This is a genomic window from Sphingopyxis macrogoltabida, from assembly GCF_001314325.1.
Classification (GTDB): Bacteria; Pseudomonadota; Alphaproteobacteria; order Sphingomonadales; family Sphingomonadaceae; genus Sphingopyxis; species Sphingopyxis macrogoltabida.
Genome location: NZ_CP009429.1, coordinates 501,343 through 519,637, shown reverse-complemented (window position 1 = coordinate 519,637; position 18,295 = coordinate 501,343). Strand labels below are relative to the sequence as shown.

Genomic DNA, 18,295 nt, shown 5'->3' with positions numbered 1-18,295 from the left:
GCGGCAAGAGGAGAGTCGCTTATGTCCAACCCCGCAGCCGTGATCATCGGAGCCGGCGACGCAACCGGCGGCGCCATCGCGCGCGCCTTCGCCGCGGAAGGCCTCACCGCGTGCGTCAATCGTCGCGAACGGAACGCCGACGCGCTCGAAACGCTGGCTCAGTCGATCCGCGACGACGGGCACAAGGCACGCGCCTTCCCCGCCGATGCCCGCGACGAAGAGGCGATGATCGCGCTGTTCGACCAGGTCGAGGCCGAGGTCGGCCCGGTCGAGGTCGCGGTGTTCAACATCGGCGCCAATGTGAACTTCCCGATCGGCGAGACCACCGTCCGCGTCTACACCAAGGTCTGGGAAATGGCGTGCCTCGGCGGTTTCCTGATGGGCCGCGAAGCCGCGAAGCGCATGGCACCGCGCGGCCGCGGCACGATCCTTTTCACCGGCGCGACGGCGTCCTTGCGCGGCGGCGCCGGCTTTGCCGCCTTCTCGGGCGCCAAGGGCGCCTTGCGCATGCTCGCCCAGTCGATGGCGCGCGAACTGGGCCCGCAGGGCGTGCACGTGGCGCACATAATCATCGACGGCGCGATCGACACCGAATTCATCAAGGGCCGCCATCCCGACTTCGACAAGGCCAAGGCGCTGGATCTGATCCTCAATCCCGACGCCATCGCCGCCAACTATGTGATGCTCCACAAGCAGCCGAAAAGCGCGTGGACGCACGAACTCGACCTCCGCCCCTGGGGAGAAAAATGGTGACCGAAAGCCCGAAAAAGACACTCGAACTCATCTTCGATTTCGGCAGCCCGAACGCCTATCTGACGCTGCGGGTGCTGCCCGAACTGCTCGACCGCACCGGCGCAGATCTGGTGATCACCCCGTGCCTGCTCGGCGGGATCTTCAAGGCCACGGGCAACAAGGCGCCGATGATCCAATATGCCGAAGCGCCGGCCAAGCTCGCCTATGAGCATCTCGAAATGCGGCGCTTCATCGAAAAACACGGCCTGACCAAATTTCGCCTCAACCCGCATTTCCCGGTGAACACGCTGCTGATCATGCGCGGCGCGATCGTCGCGGCGGACGAAGGCATGCTCGACGACTATGTCGACGCGGTGAACCGCGCGATGTGGGAAGAAGGGCTGAAAATGGACGAACCCGAGGTCGTCGCAACCTTTCTCTCGGCGAACGGCTTCGACGGCCCGGCGCTGCTGGCGCGAACGCAGGAACCGGAGATCAAGGCGAAGCTCGTCGCCAACACCGAAGCCGCGGTGGCGCGCGGCGTCTTCGGCATCCCGACCTTCTTCGTCGGTGACGAGATGTTCTTCGGCAAGGACCGGCTGGCGCAGGTCGAAGAAGCGCTCGGCTAGCCCTGCCCGGCCGACGGTGCCCGCCCCGCCACCCAGATTCCCGCGACGATGAGCGCCAGCCCGGCGACGTGGAACAGATGCAGCGTCTCGCCGAGGAACAGCATCGCCAGCCCCGCCCCCATCAGCGGCATGACGTTCATATATTGGCCGGTCGCCGCCGACCCGATCAGTTCGACCCCGCGATTGAAGAAAAGATAGGCGAGGAACGACGGGAAGACCGAAACATAGGCGATCGCCAACGCGCTTCCCGGGGCCGCGACGATCCGCTTCCCCGACCACAGCTCGATCGCATAAACCGGCGCGATCACGACGATCCCGACGATGATCGAGGCGGCGAGAAAGCTCAGCGGATGGACCGCCGGCCGGCGGCGGAGCAGCACCGAATAGAGCGCCCAGAGCAGCACCGCGCCGCCGATGATCGCATCGCCGAGATTGAGCTGCAGCGCGATCAGCAACGCCGGGTCGCCGCGCCCGACGATCGCCAGCACCCCGGCCAGCGACACCAGCACACCCGCGACCTGACGCACACTCGTCCGGTCGCGCATCACCAGCGCCCCGACGATCAGGATCAGCGCCGGCTGCGCCGACTGGATCAGCATCGAATTGAGCGCCGTCGTGCTCTGCAGCCCGGTGTAGAGGAGGATGTTGAACGACCCGATCGCCAGCGCGCCGAGGACCGCGACGATCGGCCAGTTCACCCGCAGCACCGGCCAGTCGCGCTTCAGATACGGCCACGCCAGTGGCAGCAACAGCATCAGCGCGAAGGTCCAGCGCCAGAAGGACAGCGCCGCGGGCGGGACGAGTTCGCGCGCCGCGCGCCCGACGATCGAATTGCCCGCCCAGAACAGCGCGGTGAAGGTCAGCAGCACATAGGCCCGCGACCAGAGCGCCGTCAGCGGCCCGCCATCGTTCGTCATTCGCATCGTTTCCCGTTCGCGCCGCAGGGCGTCAGCCCGCTCTTTCACGGCCCGGCGGAAATATGCAACCGGCGTGGGAAGGGACCCGCGTCCGTGCCGGTCCCTTCCGTTACCTCGCCTAGCTGAAATCGAGCTGGATGATCTGGCTCGGCGTCGCGCGGCAATACATCTCGATCGAACGCGCGCCGTCGGGATAGGTCGCGGTCATCGCCGCGCGAATGCGCCAGCCGCCATTGCCCTGCTCGAGGTTGACGAGCCGGTCGTACGTCAACCGCGAGCCGCCCGTCGCGCCGATCTGCCGCGCCGCATCGTTCATGCAATTCTGCACCGATGGGCGCGCCGCGCTCGGCAGGCTCGAGAGGTTGGCGCTGAGCGTCGCCGGCGGGCCGGCGGGATAGGTCACGGGCTCGGTCGTCGTCGTCTCCTCGCCCGTCGGTGTCTTCTTTTTCTTGCTGAGCAGCAGCGCGAGCAGGCCGCCCGCGACCACGGCGCCGCCGATGATCAGTCCGGTGCTCGGTCCCTTGTCCTTGTCTTTCTCGGGCGGCCGCGCATTGCGGTAGCCATAGCCGAATTCGGCACGGCAGCCGTTGTTCACCCAGACGTAGGAGGCGGTATAGCCCCACTGCCGGCCCGCATTGCAGCGCCCGCCAAGCCGCCGCGTCAGTTCGACGCGGTCGTTCGTCGCGACATTGCATTGCTCGTAGCGGTTGCTGCGCGATTCGCAGCGGATGGTGCCGGCATAGTCGCCGACCGGTTGCGGCAACGGCACCGGATAGCCTCCGCCGCCGCCATAATTATAGCCATAGCCGAATTCGGCACGGCAGCCGCCCGAAACCCAGATTTGCGACGCGGTGAAGCCCCAGTCGCGCCCCTTCGAGCAACGCCCGCCAATGACGCGGATCAGGTCGACGCGGTTACCGGTGCGCACGTTGCAACGCTGGATCTTGTTGTTCCGCGATTCGCAGCGGAGCGTGCCGGCATAATTGTCACCGGGCCGCGGCGGCTGGATCTGCGGGCCGCCCGGGGGCGGATAAGGAAGGGTAGTAACTTGGGCCAGCGCCGGCGTGGCGAGCTGTGTGGCGATCAGCGAAGCGGTCGTGACGACCGTGAGAACCGGATTCCGCATGTCTTTGCCCCTGCTGTTGAAAGATCGATCCGTTTTGCCCTGTCTTTTTCCGTGCTGCCTTCTTGCTCCCGAATATCGACACCGATGTTTCCACGTTTCGCGGGGCAAAGCCATCGCAAAAATGCCACCGGATAGCGCGAGATCGCCAAGATCAGAGGGTGCGCGGTACCTTAGAAATGCCTCGACAGGCTGAGGCGCCAGCTCCGCGGTTCGCCGGGGGTGACGCGGTCGACGCAGCAGCTGTCGGGGAAATAGCGCTTGTCGAACAGGTTGTTGACGTTGAGGCGGATCGTCCAGTCGCGATAGCCATAGGACAGACCGGCATCGAACAGCGCATAGCTCGGTAGCGTGAACAGCGACAGCGCGTCGAAGCTGCCGTCGAAATCGAGATCCTCGGGGAAATTCGCCCCGACCTTGCGGCTGTTATACTGGAAGGCGGCGTTGACGCCGAGATTGGCGAGCGGACCCGACGGAACGACATATTCGCCGAACAGGTTGAACCCGTGCTTCGGCACATTCTGGAGCCGCGCGCCGACGGGAAGATTATTGTCCTTGGTGATCTTCGCATCGAGATAGGCATAGGCGATCGCGATCGTCGCGCCCGGCGCGGGATGCCATGTCCCTTCGACCTCGATGCCGCGGCTGCGCTGCTCGCCCGTCGTGACGTAGAAGAAGGGGTTGGCGGGATCTTCGGTCGCAACATTCTGGCGCGTCAGTTCGAAGACCGAAACCATGCCGCTGAGCGTGCCGTGCTGGAACTTGATCCCGGCCTCGATATTACGGCCCGTTTCGGGGGGCAGAGAATCGCCGTCGACGGTGAAGAACCCCGCCTGCGGCGTGAACGACCGCGACCAGCTGGCGTAGAGCGCCGCCCCCGGCGCCACATTGACGGTGGCGCCGATGCGCGGACTGAGCTTTTCATCCTTCTGCCCGTCGGCGCTCGCCCAGTCGTAGCGACCGCCGAGCGTCAGCGTCGCGACGTCGGCGAAGTTCAGATGGTCCTGAATGTAGATACCCGTCTGGCGCGACTTGCCGCCGCCGGCATAGGCGGCCGCCGGATCGTGGATCAGCGGCGCCTCGAAATCGGGATCGAGCAGGTCGAGCGGGTTGGCTGCGGGATCGTAATTGCCGCCATCTTCGTGGAAGCGGCTTTTGCTTTGCCGGTAATCGAGCCCGACGACGATATTGTGCTTCACGATCCCTGTCGCGACCTTCAGCGTAAAGCGGCTGTCGACCGCGATATCCTTGTCGCGTTCGTAGAAGGGACCATAGATGTAGCGGCCCGCGATATGGCCCTGCTGGACGCCGTCGACGATTTCGTTGTCGACGAAACCCGACCAGAAATTCCAGTTGTTCCAGAATATCTTGCGGTCGGTGTAACGCAGCGTCTGATCGAACGACAGCGCATCCGAAAATTCATGGGCGAAGACATAGCCGGCGTGGACATAGCGCTGGTTGTGGATCGCGGGATCGACCGTGTCATTGTTGATCGTGAAATCGATCGGCTGCTCGCCATGCGCCCATGGCAGCACCGTCCCCCACGCCGAAACCGGCGACCAGGGGCGGTCGTGATTGCGTTCGTAGCGGCCGAGGAAGGTCAGGCGCGTCGCGGGGCCGATATTCCAGGTCAGCGACGGCGCGATATAGATGCGGTTCTTCGACGAGAAATCGACGAAATCGCCGCTGTCGCGAAAGAGGAGATTGATCCGGCCAAGGAGCGCGCCATCGCCGGTCAGCGGCGCATTGGCATCGAGACTTGCTTCGACGAGTCCGTAGGACCCGGTCGCGATCGTCGCATCGGCAAAGGCCTCGGGCTTCGGACGTTTGCTGACAAGGTTGACGATCCCGCCGAGCGGTGCCGAGCCGTAAAGCATCGACGCCGGGCCCTTGACGACCTCGACCTGCTCCAGCCCGGCGAGTTCGTTGTTGCTGCCCGCGACGTTCAGGCTCGCAAGGCCGTCAAGATAGACGCTGCCATAGGCGGCGTCGAAGCCGCGGATCTGATAGGCGTCGTAATAGCCATAGGTGCTGCTCCGCGACACCCCTGCGACCCCGCGCAGCGCCTCCGCCAGCCGGGTGACGCCGCGCTTTTGCAGGTCCTCGGTCGTGATCACCGAAATCGCCTGCGGCGTCTCGATCAGCGGAATGTCGGACTTGCCGGCGTCGGGAACGCGTTCCAGCCGTTCGCCGGTCACGACGATGTCGCGGCCCGGCTGTGACTGGTCGTCCGCTTCCGCCGCCGCTGCGGGCAGCGTGAAGATCAGCGAAAGGGCGGTGCCGGCAATCAGCCGGCCAATGACGGTCTTGGTCATGGCTTTTTCCCCTGTTGTCACGGAAGATCATCCGGCGACCATGCGCCCCCACGGCATAGACCCGGCCGAGATCGGGCCTCGCGACGACGAAGGCCGGCGGCGCCAGACAGGCCCCGCCGCCGGCACCGATCAGAAGCGATAGCCGACGGTGCCCATCACGTTGCGCGGCGCGCCCACGAAACAGTCGCCGCGCGCAAGGCAGGAGGCGAAATATTTGTTGTTGAGCAGGTTCGTGGCGTTGACCGCAAAGCGCCAGTTGTTCCAATTGATCTCGGCCAGCGCGTCGACCGTCGTGCGCGACGGCGTGACGATCGACCAGACGGGGCTCGTCGAAACGCTCTTGCCATTATAGACGACACCGGCGCCCAGCTGGAGCTGCGCTTCGTCGACAAGTCCGAAGGTCTTGGTCGACCAGAGCGACGCGGTGTGCCGCGGCATATAGTCCAGGCTGGTATTCGTTTCGGACTTGAGCTTCGAATAGCCGTAATTGGCGAGCAGTTCGAAATTGCCGGGCAGCGTGTGGCTGGCCTCGATCTCGAAACCCTTGGTGTTGAGAACGCCCGACTGGCTGGTCGAGTTGCCGGCGCCATAGAGGACGCGGTTGCGCTCCTTGATCTTGAAGACGGTCGCCGTGACCAGCGTGTTGATGTTCGGCTGCCACTTCACGCCCGCCTCATATTGCGTGCCGGTCTGCGGCCGGTAGGGCGAGATGGGATCGCCGTTGATGTCCTGAATCGAGCCCGCGACCGGCAGGAAGCTCTCGGTATAGCTGAAGAAGGGCGAGAAGCCGGCGCCGATCTCTCCGATAATCCCGGCGCGGAAGGTGGTGGCATTGTCCTTCTGGCCGGAGGAGCCGGTGACGCGGTCGCGGCGGGCGCCCAGCACGACGGAAACCCGGTCGTAGAAACGGATTTGGTCCTGCACGTAGATACCAAGCTGCTTCTGGCTTTCGACGAAGAACCGGCCGGTGGGATCATATGTGCCCATCGCGTCGTAATCGATGTCGTAGAGGTCGATCAGTTCGAACCCGTCGGCGCTGCGCTTGGCGACCTTGTTCCAGCTATAGTCGAGGCCGACCAGCAGCTTATGTTCGATATTCGCGCCGGTGTTGAAGTTGAACTGGACGTTGTTGTCGGTTGAAAACACGTTCATCCGCGCGTCGTTGGCACCGACATACAGGCCGATCGTGCGGCCATAGGTTCCTTGGGTAGCATAGGGCAGAAAAGGGTCGGTCGGGTTGGTATAGCTGTCGGTGTAGCGGGTGTTATATTCGAGGTCGCTGTCGATATAGCGTGCCTTCAGGCTGAGGCGGATATTGTCCGAGAAGCGGTGGGTAATCGATCCCCCGCCCTGGAGCGAACGACCGGCATAGCGGTCCTCTCCGGGCTTGCCGACAAAGGTATATTGGTCGAGGCGACCTGAAGGATTGGCGGTGTTGGGCAGGAAGGTCCCGACGATCGGCAGGAACTGCGATGTCGAACCGCTGTCGTCCTCCTGATAGAGACCGGTCAGCACGACGTCGGTGTCGGGCGTCGGCTGCCAGCGGATCGAGGGCGCGAACATCACCCGGTCGTCGGGGACATGATCGACATAGGTGTCGGCGTCGCGCGCACGGCCGACGAGGCGGACGGCGAGCGTGTCGGAGGCGGCGAGATTGACGTCGGCGAGCACTTCCTTGCGGTCAAAGCTGCCATAGACGAGGCTGATTTCGCCGCGCGTGGTGAAATCCGGCGTCTTGCTGACGAGATTGACGAGACCGCCGATCGACCCCTGCCCGAACAGCACAGAAGCCGGGCCGCGCACGATTTCGACGCGCGAGAAATTATAGGGGTCCGAAGTAATCGAGGCATAATAGGAGAAGATGTCGCGCATGCCGTCGCGGAACTGCAGCGCATCGAGGCCGCGGACGTTGAAGCCGTCGACGCGGGTATCGCGGCCATAGGGATTGGCGAGGACGCCGGCGGCATATTTCACCGTGTCGCTGATGCTGATCGCGCCCTGCGCCTGATATTGTTCGGCGGTGACGACCTTGATCGGCTGCGGCAATTCGGTCAGCGCGGTGTCGGTCTTGGTACCGGTATAGCCCGTGACGACGATCGTCTCCTCGCCGCCCGCATAAGCATCGGCTTCAGCGGCGGTGTCGGCAGCCGCCGACGCGGCATCGTCCGCGCCCTCGCCAGCCCAGGCCGGATTGACCGAACACGCAAGCATGGATGCCCCGCAGAGCATGATCATTCGGACAGTCATCATATTCACCCTCTTTTGAGACCCAATCTCGATTCGGCATGGCGGCTATAGCGACTCATTCGCAATAGCAAGCGAGTAATTATCATTTGCAATAAGAGTTCCTTGATCTCACAGATGTGCGCCGGCGGGCGCTTCCAGCAGCCAAAACGCCGTTGAGGCCCATTCAAAACAGAGGAACTCCCGATGAAAAAAAGCTTCGCCGCGCTGATCGCCTTAAGCTTGCTCGCGTCGCCCGCCGCCGCGCATGAAGTGTGGATCGAACGCGACGGCGCCGGCCCGGCGCGCGTCTATCTCGGCGAGCCCGCCGATCCGGTTCCCGAGGCCGGCGACCCCGAATTTTCGAACCTCAAGACGCCGGGCGTCTTCCTCGCCGGCAGCAAGACGCCGGCCGCGCTCGTACGCCGCGCCAACCATATCGAAGCGGCCGTCGCCGGAGAAGGCGACGTGCGCCTGACCGACGACAATGTCTTCGCGCCTTGGGAAAACGACGGCAAATGGGAAGGCGTCATCTATTATGCGCGCGCCGGCCGCAACGACCCCAGCCATGCGCTCGACCTCGAGATCGTGCCTGTCGCGGCGGGATCGGACAGCTTCATCGTCCACTGGCAGGGCAAGCCCCTGCCCGCCGCGAAGGTCAATGTGATCAACGCCGATCGCTGGCAAAAGAGTTTCACCGCGGACGGTGCGGGCCGTGTCGATGTGCCCGTGTCGGGCGCCGGCCGCTATCTGCTCGCGGTTTCGCACGACGTGGAGGGCGAACGCGCGCTCGGCGGCAAGACGCTCGCCAAGACGATCCACGTTTCGACGCTGACCTTCGTCCAGCCCTAAGGGCGTTCGCTCGCCAACCGGTCGCGAAACCGCGCGAGCCGCTCCACCGCTTCGTCGAGGACCGCACCGTCCTTGGCGAAGCAGAGGCGCAGGATGTGACGCGGGCCGTCGCCTTCGAACAGCGCCGACACCGGGATCGACGCCACCCCCGCCTCGCGCACCGCGCGTTCGCTGAATTCACGGTCGGAAAGCGCGACGCCCGACGCCGCGAGGTCGATGCACAGGAACCAGGTCGCGGCATTCGGCAGCACATTAAAGCCTGCACGGTCCAGCGCGTCGCCCAGTCGCCGGCGCGATACCGCCCAGCCGTCGCGCTGCGCCGCAAACCAGTCGTCGGGCCGCTCCAGCCCCTCGGCGACCGCCCATTGCAGCGCGGGCGGCGTCGTGAAGGTCAGGAACTGGTGCGCGCGGCCGAGCGCGGTCGCCAGTGCCGGTGCGGCGCACATCCAGCCCGTTTTCCAGCCGGTGAGGCCGAAGATCTTGCCCGCCGAGCCGATCTTGACCGCGCGCTCCGCCATGCCCGGAAAGGACAGCAGCGAGCGGTGGGCGATGCCGTCGAAGCGGACATCCTCCCACACCTCGTCGCAGATCGCGGTGAGGTCGTAGCGCACGCATGTCTCCGCGATCATCGCGAGTTCGGCCTCGCTCGCCACTGTGCCCGCGGGGTTGAGCGGGTCGTTGAGCATCAGCACGCGCGTGCGCGGGGTGATGGCGGCGGCAAGGTCGGCGGCATCGTAGCGCCAATGGGGCGGGCGGAGCGCGACCGAAACCGGAACACCGCCAATGCGGCGGATCACCGGCGCATAGCTGTCATAGGCCGGCTGGAACAGGATCACCTCGTCCCCCGACGCGACCAGCGCGAGCAGCGCCGCGGCCAGCGCCTCGGTCGCGCCCGAGGTGACGATCACCTGCTCCGGCGCGAGCGCGAGACCCTGTCGCCGCGCGTAGAAACCGCAGATTGCGTTGCATAGCTCGGGCAGGCCGAAGGCGGGCGGATATTGGTTCGATTTTTCGGTGAGCGCGCGCGCTGCGGCAGCGACCATGTCGGGATGCGGAGGCTCGTCGGGAAAACCCTGCCCCAGATTGATTGCGCCATGTTCGCGGGCGAGCGCCGACATATGCTCGAAGATCGTCGGGGCCATCGCGGCGTAGAGCGGATGGACGGCGGTCATGGTTGCGAAATCCAGAGCGACAGGCCCGGCGGCGGGGCGGCGGGCGGCGCATCGGCGATATGGCGAGCGGCATCGGCGCGGGCACGGTCGAGGATCGCGGTGGGAATCGCCGCCGGATGGAAGATATGGTCGGCCTCGCCGAGCAGCCGCGCAACGCGGAGCGTCAGATCGTCGGGGTCGGCGCTGGCGAGGGCGATGGTTTCGAGCCGCGACGGCTGCGCTGCTACCGCACCCGCCAGCCAGGCATCGACCTTGTCCGCCGCATCGCCGTCGAGCGGATCGAGCGCGCCGCCGCTCGCCAGCGCCGCGTCGATTGCGCGGCGCCGGTCGGCGGCGGCAGGCCAACGGCTTTTCATCGCATCCCGCGCCGCATGCAGCGCCGAGGCGAGCGCCCCGAGCCGCGCGGGAAGCAGGGCCTCGATGCGTTGCCGCACCGCCTTTGCCAGCCCCGCCGACGCCCCGCCGGTGCCGATCGCAATGGTGACCGGCGTCCGGTCGACGATCGCCGGGGTGGTGAAATCGCAAAGGTCGGGCCGGTCGACGACATTGACGAGCAGCCCGCGCGCCCGCAGCGCCTGCGCAGCCGCGCGCGCCTCGCCCTCGTCGGCAAGGGCGACGAACGCAACGGCTGCGCCCTCCTCCCAATCGGTGACGATCCGCCCGCCGGCGCGAACGATCAGCCGCGCCTTGGCGTCCGCCGCCTCCCCTTCCCCGACCAGCACGACCGGGCGGCCGCGCAGATTGAGGAAGAGGGGGAATTGCTCCATCGTCAGTCGATCCAGTCGGGCACGCGCTCGGCGGCCATGATCGTCCCCGCGGCGATGCGGTCGGCGACGACGACATAGCGGTCGCCATCGACGAGCACCTCGGGAACGAGGCTGCGGCTGTTATAGGTCGACGCCATCGTCGCGCCATAGGCGCCCGCGGTGCGGAAGACGGCAAGGTCGCCCGCCTCGACCTTGTCGGTCACGCGGTCGCGCGCGAAGGTATCGCCCGTTTCGCACACCGGGCCGACGATCGACGCGGTCATCTTCTCGCCGCCCGGCTGCACGGCAACGAAATCATGATAGGCGTCGTAAAGCGCCGGACGCGCAAGGTCGTTCATCGCTGCGTCGACGATCACAAACGGATTGGTCGCGCCCGGCTTGACCCACAGCACCTCGGTAAGCAGCACGCCAGTGTTACCCGCGATCACCCGGCCGGGTTCGAACATCAGCGTGACGTCCCAATCCTTTGTTACCCGCGCGACCATCGCGCCATATTCGGCGGGCGACGGCGGATTGTCCTCGGGCCGATACGGCACGCCAAGCCCGCCGCCAAGGTCGACATGGGTGATGCTGTGCCCCGCGGCGCGGAGGTCGGCGACGAGACGACCGACGCGTTCGAACGCCGCCTCGAGCGGGTCGAGGCTGGTGAGCTGGCTGCCGATATGCAGTGCGATACCGCGCATTTGCAGCCCCGGCAGCGCTGCCAGACGCCCGAATATTTCGGGCGCGCTGTCGATGCCGACGCCGAACTTGTTTTCGGCCTTGCCGGTCGAAATTTTCGCATGCGTGCCCGCATCGACGTCGGGGTTGACGCGTAGCACGGCGCGCGCAGTCATCTCCTTGCCAAGCGCAATCTCGGCAAGCGCGACGCCTTCGGGTTCATGTTCGATGTTGAACTGGCCGATGCCGCGATCGAGTCCGAGCGCCAGTTCGGCGCGCGTCTTGCCGACGCCCGAAAAGACGATGTCTTCGGGCGCCATGCCCGCCGCCAGCGCGCGTTCGAGCTCGCCGCCCGAGACGACGTCGGCGCCATAGCCCTGCCGCGCGAGGACGCGCAGCACGCCGAGGTTGGGGTTGCACTTGATCGCGAAGGCGATGTGCTTCTTCGGAATATCGCTCAGCGCGTCGCGGAACACCTGCGCATGGCGTTCGAGCGTCGCGCGCGAATAGACATAGACGGGGGTGCCGATTTCCTCGGCGATGCGCGGCAAGGGAATGTTTTCGGCGTGGAGGACGCCGTCACGATAGTCAAAATGATCCATTGGAAAAGTCCTCAGCCCGGAGGCGGTAAATCGAAATCGTCGGGTTCGCGGCGTTCCGAGCGTTTGAGAAGTTCGTCGCTGCGCGCGGGTCTGGCCTGCGCGTCAGGCGTCGTGAGCTCCTCCGTGGTCGGGGCGCGCGTTGCGCCGAGCGGGATTTCCGGTGCCGGCTGGCCGGCGACGGGCTTCAGATCTTCCTTGCTGCCGCACGCGGCAAGCGTGGCCAAAAGGGCGGCGCCGGTCAGGGCGGCGGCGAGGGAACGCTGGGCCATCATCCTATTCCTTCGTGGCGGCACGCGCCGCGGCAATGGCCTGCCTTACCCGTTCGGGAGCGGTACCGCCATAGCTGGTACGGCTGGCGACCGACGCTTCGACGGTCAACGCCGCGAGCACCTCGGGCGTGACTGCAGTGTGGATTGCGGCCGCGTCGGCAGCAGGCAGCGCCGACAGTTCGACGCCAAGTCCCTCGGCGCGCTTGACGCAGGCGCCGACGACATGATGCGCCTCGCGGAACGGCAGCCCCGCCTCGCGCACCAGCCAGTCAGCAAGGTCGGTCGCGGTCGAATAGCCCGACGCGGCGAGCGCACGCATGCGGTCGGTGCGGAAGGTCAGCGTCTCGACCATCCCGGTCATTGCGGCGAGCGACAGCGCCAGCGCGTCGAAGGCGCCGAACAGCGTCTCCTTGTCGTCCTGCAGATCCTTCGAATAGGTAAGCGGCAGGCCCTTCACGATGACGCTGAGCCGCTGGAACGCCCCGAGCAGCAGTCCCGCGCGCCCGCGCACCAGCTCGGCGGCGTCGGGGTTGCGCTTTTGCGGCATGATCGAGCTGCCCGTCGACCAGGCGTCGGGCAGGCTGACGAAACCAAAGGGCTGGCTCGCCCAGATCACGACCTCTTCGGCGAGACGCGAGAGATGCAGCGCGGCGATCGACGCCGAGGCGCAGAATTCGAGCGCGAAGTCGCGGTCCGACACCGCATCGATGCTGTTCGCCATCGGCCGGGCAAAGCCGAGCGCCGTCGCCGTCGCGTGGCGGTCGACCGGGAAGCCGGTGCCCGCGAGCGCCGCAGCGCCGAGCGGCGATTCGTTGAGCCGCGCCCGCCCGTCGGCGAAGCGGCCGCGGTCGCGGCCGAACATCTCGACATAAGCGAGCAGATGGTGGCCGAGCGTCACCGGCTGCGCGACCTGCAGGTGCGTGAAGCCGGGCATGATGCTGTCTGCATGCTCCTCGGCCCGCGTCAGCAGCGCCGTCTGCAGCGCCGCCAGCCCGGCGTCGATCCGCTCGCAGGCGGTGCGCGTCCACAGGCGGAAATCGGTCGCGACCTGATCGTTGCGCGACCGCGCGGTGTGCAGCCGCCCGGCCGCCTCGCCGACCAGCTCCTTGAGCCGCGATTCGACGGTCATGTGAATGTCTTCGAGCGCAAGATCGACCGGCACGCCGTCGCGCGCGAATTCTTCGGCGATCTCGGCGAGGCCGCGGTCGATGACCACAGCATCCTCGGCCGCGATGATGCCCGTCGCGCCCAGCATCGCGGCGTGCGCGCGGCTCGCGGCGATATCCTCTTCCCACAGGCGCTTATCGACGGGGATCGACGCGTTTATCTCTTGCATGATCGCCGCGGGTCCGCCACCGAAGCGGCCACCCCACATGCTGTTGCTGTCCGGAGATTCCGCCATTCAACGCGTCCCGAGAAAAATCGCCCTGATCCTCGCGCTCTGCCTCGCCGGATCGATCGCGGGCTGCGATAGGGAAAAGCAGGCGGCGGAGCAAGCGGTGCCGGGCGAAGGAAATATTTCGCGCGGTGAAGCGAAAGGCGCCCCTGCCGTAGGGCAATTCGAACATGTCGTTGAACGTGGTAACGCCGGAAAACCGGTACCGGCGGCAGCGTTCCGCGGCCCCGACGATGCGCCGGTAACGCTTGCCGCGTTCAAGGGCAAACCGCTGCTCGTCAATCTGTGGGCGACATGGTGCGCGCCGTGCGTCGCCGAAATGCCGACGCTCGACAAGCTCGCCGCCAACCGGCGCGACACGATGACGGTGATTGCGGTGGCGCAGGACCTGCAGGGCGCCGAGGTCGTCGACCCGTGGTTCCAGAAGGCGGGACTGACAGCACTCCAGCCCTATATCGATCCGCAGAACGGCCTGCTCGATGCGGCGAACAGCGCGCTGCCGACGAGCATCCTCTATGATGCCGAGGGGCGCGAGGTCTGGCGGGTCGTCGGCGCGATCGACTGGCAGGGCGAAGAAGCGCAGAAATTGCTCGCCGAAGCGGGCGCCTGATCGGGTCAGTCGAGCCCGGCCTGCGCAAGCGCGATCAGCGCCCTGCCCAGCTTCTCGACCTCGGACGCCGTCCGCGCCCCCGCGAAAAAGCTGGCCGAAACGCAAAACTCGGGCTTCGCCTGCGGTATCACCGCCGCGAGGGTGCAGATGCCGATGTGGGTATAGCCGTCGTCGAGCGCATAGCCCGCCTGCGCCGCCGCGCCGATCTGCTCGGCATAGAGTCCGGGCGACACGGGCTTTTGCCAGCGAACCGCGGCGAACCGCCGCACGATTTCGTCGGAGCCCGGCGCCTGCGCCGCAGCGATCGCGCGCCCGACCGCGCCGCCGCCGAGCGGCTGGCGCTGCCCGCGCGCGAGATGGATGCGGAGCACCGCGTTGCTTTCGGCGTGCGCGACAAGCTGCATGCGGTCGCGCGACGCGGTCTGCCACAGCCCGACGGTGACTTCATGCACCTGCGCGAACTCCGCCAGCAGCGGCACCATGCGATCGATCAGCCGCCGCGCATCGCCGTCGCGCAGCAGACCCGACCGCCGCCACGCGTCGGCCAGCCGGTAGCGTTTCCCCGGCTGTTCGCGGACGATCACCCCTTCACCCAGCAAGGTGCCGAGCAGGTTGAAAACACTCGAGGGGCTGAGGCCGACCGCACGGCTGACATCGGAAAGGGTCAGCGTCTCCGAATCGGCGAACAGCCGCATGATCGCAAAAGCCTGCGAAACCGATCTCACCCCATCCGCCACATGCACCACCATTTTTCTTCATTGTGAAAACACAATTCTTTATATTGAATATATCGACCGACTCAACTAGCCGATTTCGAACCGATGGAATGGAGGATGCGATGGGCGGGATGCTGGGCGGCAAAGTGGTGGCGGTGACCGGCGCAGGGCGCGGGGTCGGACGCGAGATCGCCCTGCTCTGCGCAAAGGAAGGCGCGGCGGTCGTGGTCAACGATCTGGGCGGCAGCGCCGAGGGCGAAGGCGCCGACCTCTCCCCCGCGCAGGAAACGGTAAACGACATCAAGGCGGCCGGCGGCAAGGCGCTGGCGAACGGCGCCAGCGTCGCCGACCCCAAGGGCGCGGCAAGCATCGTCGAGGATGCGGTGCAAGCCTTCGGCCGCATCGACGCGGTGGTGAACAATGCCGGCATCCTGCGCGACCGCATCTGGCACAAGATGAGCCATGAGGATTGGAACGCGGTGATCGACGTTCACTTGAACGGCTGCTTCAATGTGTCGAAGGCGGCGACGCCCTATTTCCGCGACCAGCAGTCGGGCAGCTTCATCCACTTCACCTCGACCAGCGGGCTGATCGGCAATTTCGGCCAGGCCAATTATTCGGCGGCGAAGCTCGGCATCGTCGGGCTGTCCCAGTCGATCGCGCTCGACATGGCGCGCGCCGGGGTGCGCTCGAACTGCATCGCCCCCTTCGCGTGGAGCCGGCTGATCGCGACGATCCCCGCGACCAACGAGGCCGAGGCGTTGCGCATCGAGCGGATGAAGACGATGACCGCCGACAAGATCGCGCCGCTCGTCGCCTTCCTCGCGAGCGATGCGTCGCAGGAAGTGTCGAACCAGGTGTTCGGCGTGCGCAAGAACGAGATATTCCTTTTCTCGAAACCGCGCCCGATCCGCTCGATGCAGAAGAATGAGGGCTGGACCGCGCAGGCGATCGCCGACGAGATGCTCCCGGCGTTCCGCGGCAGTTTCGCCAATCCGGCGGAGCGTTCGGGGGACGTCTTCGGCTACGATCCCATCTGATGGCGATCGACCCCGACTACCTCCTTTCGATGCCGCCGATCGTCACGCGGCAGGTGCTCACGCCGCGCGATACGATCCTTTACGCGCTCGGCGTCGGGGCGACCGAGCTTGATTTCCTGTTCGAGGAGCGGCTGAAGGCGCTGCCGACGATGGCGGTGACATTGGGCTATCCGGGCTTCATCTGGCGCGACCCGGCGCTCGGCGCGAACTGGCAGAAGATATTGCACGGCGAGCAGTCGACGATCCTCCACGCGCCGCTGCCCGTTGAAGGCGAGGTCGTCGGATCGACGGTGATCGAGGCGCTGTACGACAAGGGCGCCGACAAGGGCGCGCTCGCGATGGTGACGCGCGAGATCCACGACGGGGCAGGCACGCATCTCGCGACCTCGCGCTCGATGACCTTCCTGCGCGGCGACGGCGGCTTCGGCGGTTCGGCCGAAGGCGCACCGGTGCCGCACACCATCCCCGACCGCGCGCCCGACGATGCGGTGACGCTGACCACCGCCACCAATCTGGCGCAAATCTATCGCCTGTCGGGCGACCTCAACCCGCTGCACATCGACCCCGATGTCGCCAGGGCGGGCGGCTTCGAAGCGCCGATCCTGCACGGGCTCGCGACCTATGGCGTGATCGGGCGGGCGCTGCTCGCCGCGCGCTGCGGCAATGATCCCGCGCGCCTCAAGCGGATCGACGGCCGCTTTTCGGCGCCGGTCTATCCCGGCGAAACGATCGAGACCTCGATCTGGGACGAAGAGGGTGGCAAGCTCGCCTTCCGCGCCCGCGTGGTCGAGCGCGACAAGATTGTCTTCACCAACGGCTATGCGGAGACGGCATGAGCGATTTCGGAATCCTGGCGTTCGGCGCCTATGTGCCGATCACGCGGCTGCAGCGCAGCAGTATTCACGCAACGAACGGCTGGTTCGCCGGCGGCCTGCGCGGCCTCGCCAAGGGCGAGAAAGCGGTCGCCAACTGGGACGAGGACAGCGTCACCATGGCGGTCGAAGCCGCGCGCGATGCGCTCGAAGGCTTGGATCGCGCGACCGTCCAGCGCGTCGCCATCGCCTCGACCACGCTCCCGTTCGCCGACCGCCAGAATGCCGGCATCGTCAAGGAAGCGCTGAACCTGCCCGACGCGGTCGGCGCGCTCGACGTCGCGGGATCGCAGCGCGCCGCGACCTCGGCGCTGCTCGCGGCGCTGGGCGGACATGAAACCACGCTGGTCGCAGCCGCCGACCTCACGACGCCCAAGCCCGCATCCGAGCGCGAGATGACGAGCGGCGATGCTGCCGCGGCGGTGCTCGTCGGCACCGGCACGCCAATCGCGACGCTCGTCGCGAGCCACAGCGTGACGATGGATTTCGTCGACCACTTCCGCGAGGCCGGCGAAGCGCATGATTATGACTGGGAGGCGCGCTGGGTACGTGACGAGGGCTTTGCCCGGATCATGAACCCCGCGATCGCGGCGCTTCTGAAAAAGGCCGGTATCGAGGGCGCTGCAATCGACCATTTCCTCGTTTCCGTCGCGGTCAAGGGCGTGCCAGAGATGCTCGCGAAGAAAGCGGGGATCGGCGAAGGCGCGGTCGCCGATACGCTCGGCGCAAACTTGGGCCATGCCGGCGCGGCGCATGCGCTGGTGATGTTCACCGCGGCGCTCGAAAAGGCGAAGGCGGGCGAGCGCATCCTGCTCGCGAGTTTCGGCCAGGGCTGCGACCTGCTGCTGTTCGAAGTCACCGGTGCGATCGGGTCGGTGAAGCCGCGGATCGGCCTGTCGGGCTGGCTCGCGCGGCGGATCGAATCGAGCAATTACGCCAAATATCTCTTCCACCGCGGGCTGCTGCCGCTCGACCGCGGGATGCGCGCCGAGCACGACAGCAAGACCGCGCTCACCGCGCTATGGCGCAACCGCAAGGCGGTGCTCGGGCTCGTCGGCGGGCGCTGCACCAAGACGGGGACGGTGCAGTTCCCGAAGAGCGAGGTCAGCGTCAATGCCAACGACCATGCGGTCGGCACGCAGGAGGATTATCCGCTCGCCGAGGTGCCCGCCAAGGTGATGACCTGGACCGCCGACGCGCTCACTTACTCGCCCGATCCGCCAAGCTATTACGGCAATATCGATTTCGTCGGCGGCGGGCGGATGATGACCGAATTCACCGATTTCGCGGGCGATGCGCTCGACGTCGGCGCCGATCTGCGCATGATGTTCCGCATCAAGGCCTATGACGAGAACCGCGGTTTCCGCCGCTATTTCTGGAAAGCCGCGCCGGCTTTCTGA

Annotated in this window: 17 protein-coding genes; 7 read left to right on the top strand and 10 right to left on the bottom strand. The window is 66.3% G+C overall.

What is annotated here, in order from left to right:
- The first annotated feature begins 21 nt into the window (after positions 1-21).
- Together LH19_RS02615 and LH19_RS02610 are read left to right on the top strand one after the other, a co-directional pair.
- Complete coding sequence (locus LH19_RS02615) at positions 22-753, top strand: SDR family oxidoreductase (protein ID WP_054724670.1); 732 nt, start codon at positions 22-24, stop codon at positions 751-753.
- Positions 747-1,361: a 2-hydroxychromene-2-carboxylate isomerase gene (locus LH19_RS02610; RefSeq protein ID WP_054724668.1), complete on the top strand. Its 615-nt coding sequence runs from the start codon at positions 747-749 to the stop codon at positions 1,359-1,361. The genes LH19_RS02615 and LH19_RS02610 overlap by 7 nt, the downstream gene beginning before the upstream one ends.
- Here LH19_RS02610 and LH19_RS02605 read toward each other — a convergent pair.
- The 4 genes from LH19_RS02605 to LH19_RS02590 form a co-directional block, all read right to left on the bottom strand.
- Positions 1,358-2,278 carry a DMT family transporter gene (locus LH19_RS02605; protein ID WP_082395386.1) on the bottom strand — a complete coding sequence of 307 codons (921 nt, stop codon included), beginning with the start codon at positions 2,276-2,278 and terminating at the stop codon, positions 1,358-1,360. The genes LH19_RS02610 and LH19_RS02605 overlap by 4 nt on opposite strands.
- 118 nt (positions 2,279-2,396) lie before the next feature.
- The gene (locus LH19_RS02600; RefSeq protein WP_054724666.1) at positions 2,397-3,404 is read right to left on the bottom strand and encodes a DUF3011 domain-containing protein; all 1,008 of its coding nucleotides are present in this window, start codon (positions 3,402-3,404) and stop codon (positions 2,397-2,399) included.
- A gap of 170 nt (positions 3,405-3,574) precedes the next feature.
- Positions 3,575-5,716 (bottom strand): TonB-dependent siderophore receptor, encoded by a 2,142-nt coding sequence (locus LH19_RS02595; protein WP_054724664.1) that lies wholly within the window; start codon positions 5,714-5,716, stop codon positions 3,575-3,577.
- 129 nt (positions 5,717-5,845) lie between these two features.
- Entirely contained in the window at positions 5,846-7,966 is a 2,121-nt protein-coding gene (locus LH19_RS02590) for a TonB-dependent siderophore receptor (RefSeq protein WP_054724662.1), read from the bottom strand.
- Positions 7,967-8,146: 180 nt separating this feature from the next.
- On the opposite strand from LH19_RS02590, the gene LH19_RS02585 reads away from it, so the two are divergent.
- A complete protein-coding gene (locus LH19_RS02585; RefSeq protein WP_054724661.1) occupies positions 8,147-8,791 on the top strand; it encodes a nickel uptake transporter family protein in 645 nt (214 codons plus the stop codon).
- On the opposite strand, the gene LH19_RS02580 is transcribed toward LH19_RS02585, so the two are convergent.
- The 5 genes from LH19_RS02580 to argH are packed head-to-tail and all read right to left on the bottom strand — an operon-like array spanning position 8,788 to position 13,636.
- Positions 8,788-9,963 (bottom strand): aminotransferase, encoded by a 1,176-nt coding sequence (locus tag LH19_RS02580; protein ID WP_054724659.1) that lies wholly within the window; start codon positions 9,961-9,963, stop codon positions 8,788-8,790. The two genes, LH19_RS02585 and LH19_RS02580, sit on opposite strands and share 4 nt — an antisense overlap.
- Complete coding sequence (locus LH19_RS02575) at positions 9,960-10,730, bottom strand: precorrin-2 dehydrogenase/sirohydrochlorin ferrochelatase family protein (protein WP_054724656.1); 771 nt, start codon at positions 10,728-10,730, stop codon at positions 9,960-9,962. Before LH19_RS02575 ends, LH19_RS02580 begins: the two co-directional genes overlap by 4 nt.
- A 2-nt stretch (positions 10,731-10,732) precedes the next feature.
- The gene (gene lysA / locus LH19_RS02570) at positions 10,733-11,992 is read right to left on the bottom strand and encodes a diaminopimelate decarboxylase (protein WP_054724654.1); all 1,260 of its coding nucleotides are present in this window, start codon (positions 11,990-11,992) and stop codon (positions 10,733-10,735) included.
- 11 nt (positions 11,993-12,003) lie between these two features.
- Positions 12,004-12,264 (bottom strand): hypothetical protein, encoded by a 261-nt coding sequence (locus LH19_RS02565; protein ID WP_054588891.1) that lies wholly within the window; start codon positions 12,262-12,264, stop codon positions 12,004-12,006.
- Between the two features lies 1 nt (position 12,265).
- Positions 12,266-13,636: an argininosuccinate lyase gene (argH, locus tag LH19_RS02560; RefSeq protein ID WP_054724652.1), complete on the bottom strand. Its 1,371-nt coding sequence runs from the start codon at positions 13,634-13,636 to the stop codon at positions 12,266-12,268.
- 124 nt (positions 13,637-13,760) lie between these two features.
- On the opposite strand from argH, the gene LH19_RS02555 reads away from it, so the two are divergent.
- Positions 13,761-14,267, top strand: a complete 507-nt coding sequence (locus LH19_RS02555; protein ID WP_234716064.1) for a TlpA family protein disulfide reductase — start codon at positions 13,761-13,763, stop codon at positions 14,265-14,267.
- Positions 14,268-14,272: 5 nt separating this feature from the next.
- Here the strand turns inward: LH19_RS02555 and LH19_RS02550 are convergent, their stop codons facing one another.
- Positions 14,273-14,992 carry an IclR family transcriptional regulator gene (locus LH19_RS02550; protein ID WP_158514380.1) on the bottom strand — a complete coding sequence of 240 codons (720 nt, stop codon included), beginning with the start codon at positions 14,990-14,992 and terminating at the stop codon, positions 14,273-14,275.
- 113 nt (positions 14,993-15,105) lie between these two features.
- Between LH19_RS02550 and LH19_RS02545 the strand changes: the two genes are divergently transcribed.
- From LH19_RS02545 to LH19_RS02535, 3 genes are read left to right on the top strand one after another with little or no spacing between them, the layout of a single operon-like run.
- Positions 15,106-16,023, top strand: a complete 918-nt coding sequence (locus LH19_RS02545) for an SDR family NAD(P)-dependent oxidoreductase (RefSeq protein WP_234716063.1) — start codon at positions 15,106-15,108, stop codon at positions 16,021-16,023.
- Positions 16,023-16,859: a MaoC/PaaZ C-terminal domain-containing protein gene (locus tag LH19_RS02540; protein WP_054724646.1), complete on the top strand. Its 837-nt coding sequence runs from the start codon at positions 16,023-16,025 to the stop codon at positions 16,857-16,859. Before LH19_RS02545 ends, LH19_RS02540 begins: the two co-directional genes overlap by 1 nt.
- Positions 16,856-18,295, top strand: a complete 1,440-nt coding sequence (locus LH19_RS02535) for a 3-oxoacyl-[acyl-carrier-protein] synthase III C-terminal domain-containing protein (protein ID WP_054724644.1) — start codon at positions 16,856-16,858, stop codon at positions 18,293-18,295. The genes LH19_RS02540 and LH19_RS02535 overlap by 4 nt, the downstream gene beginning before the upstream one ends.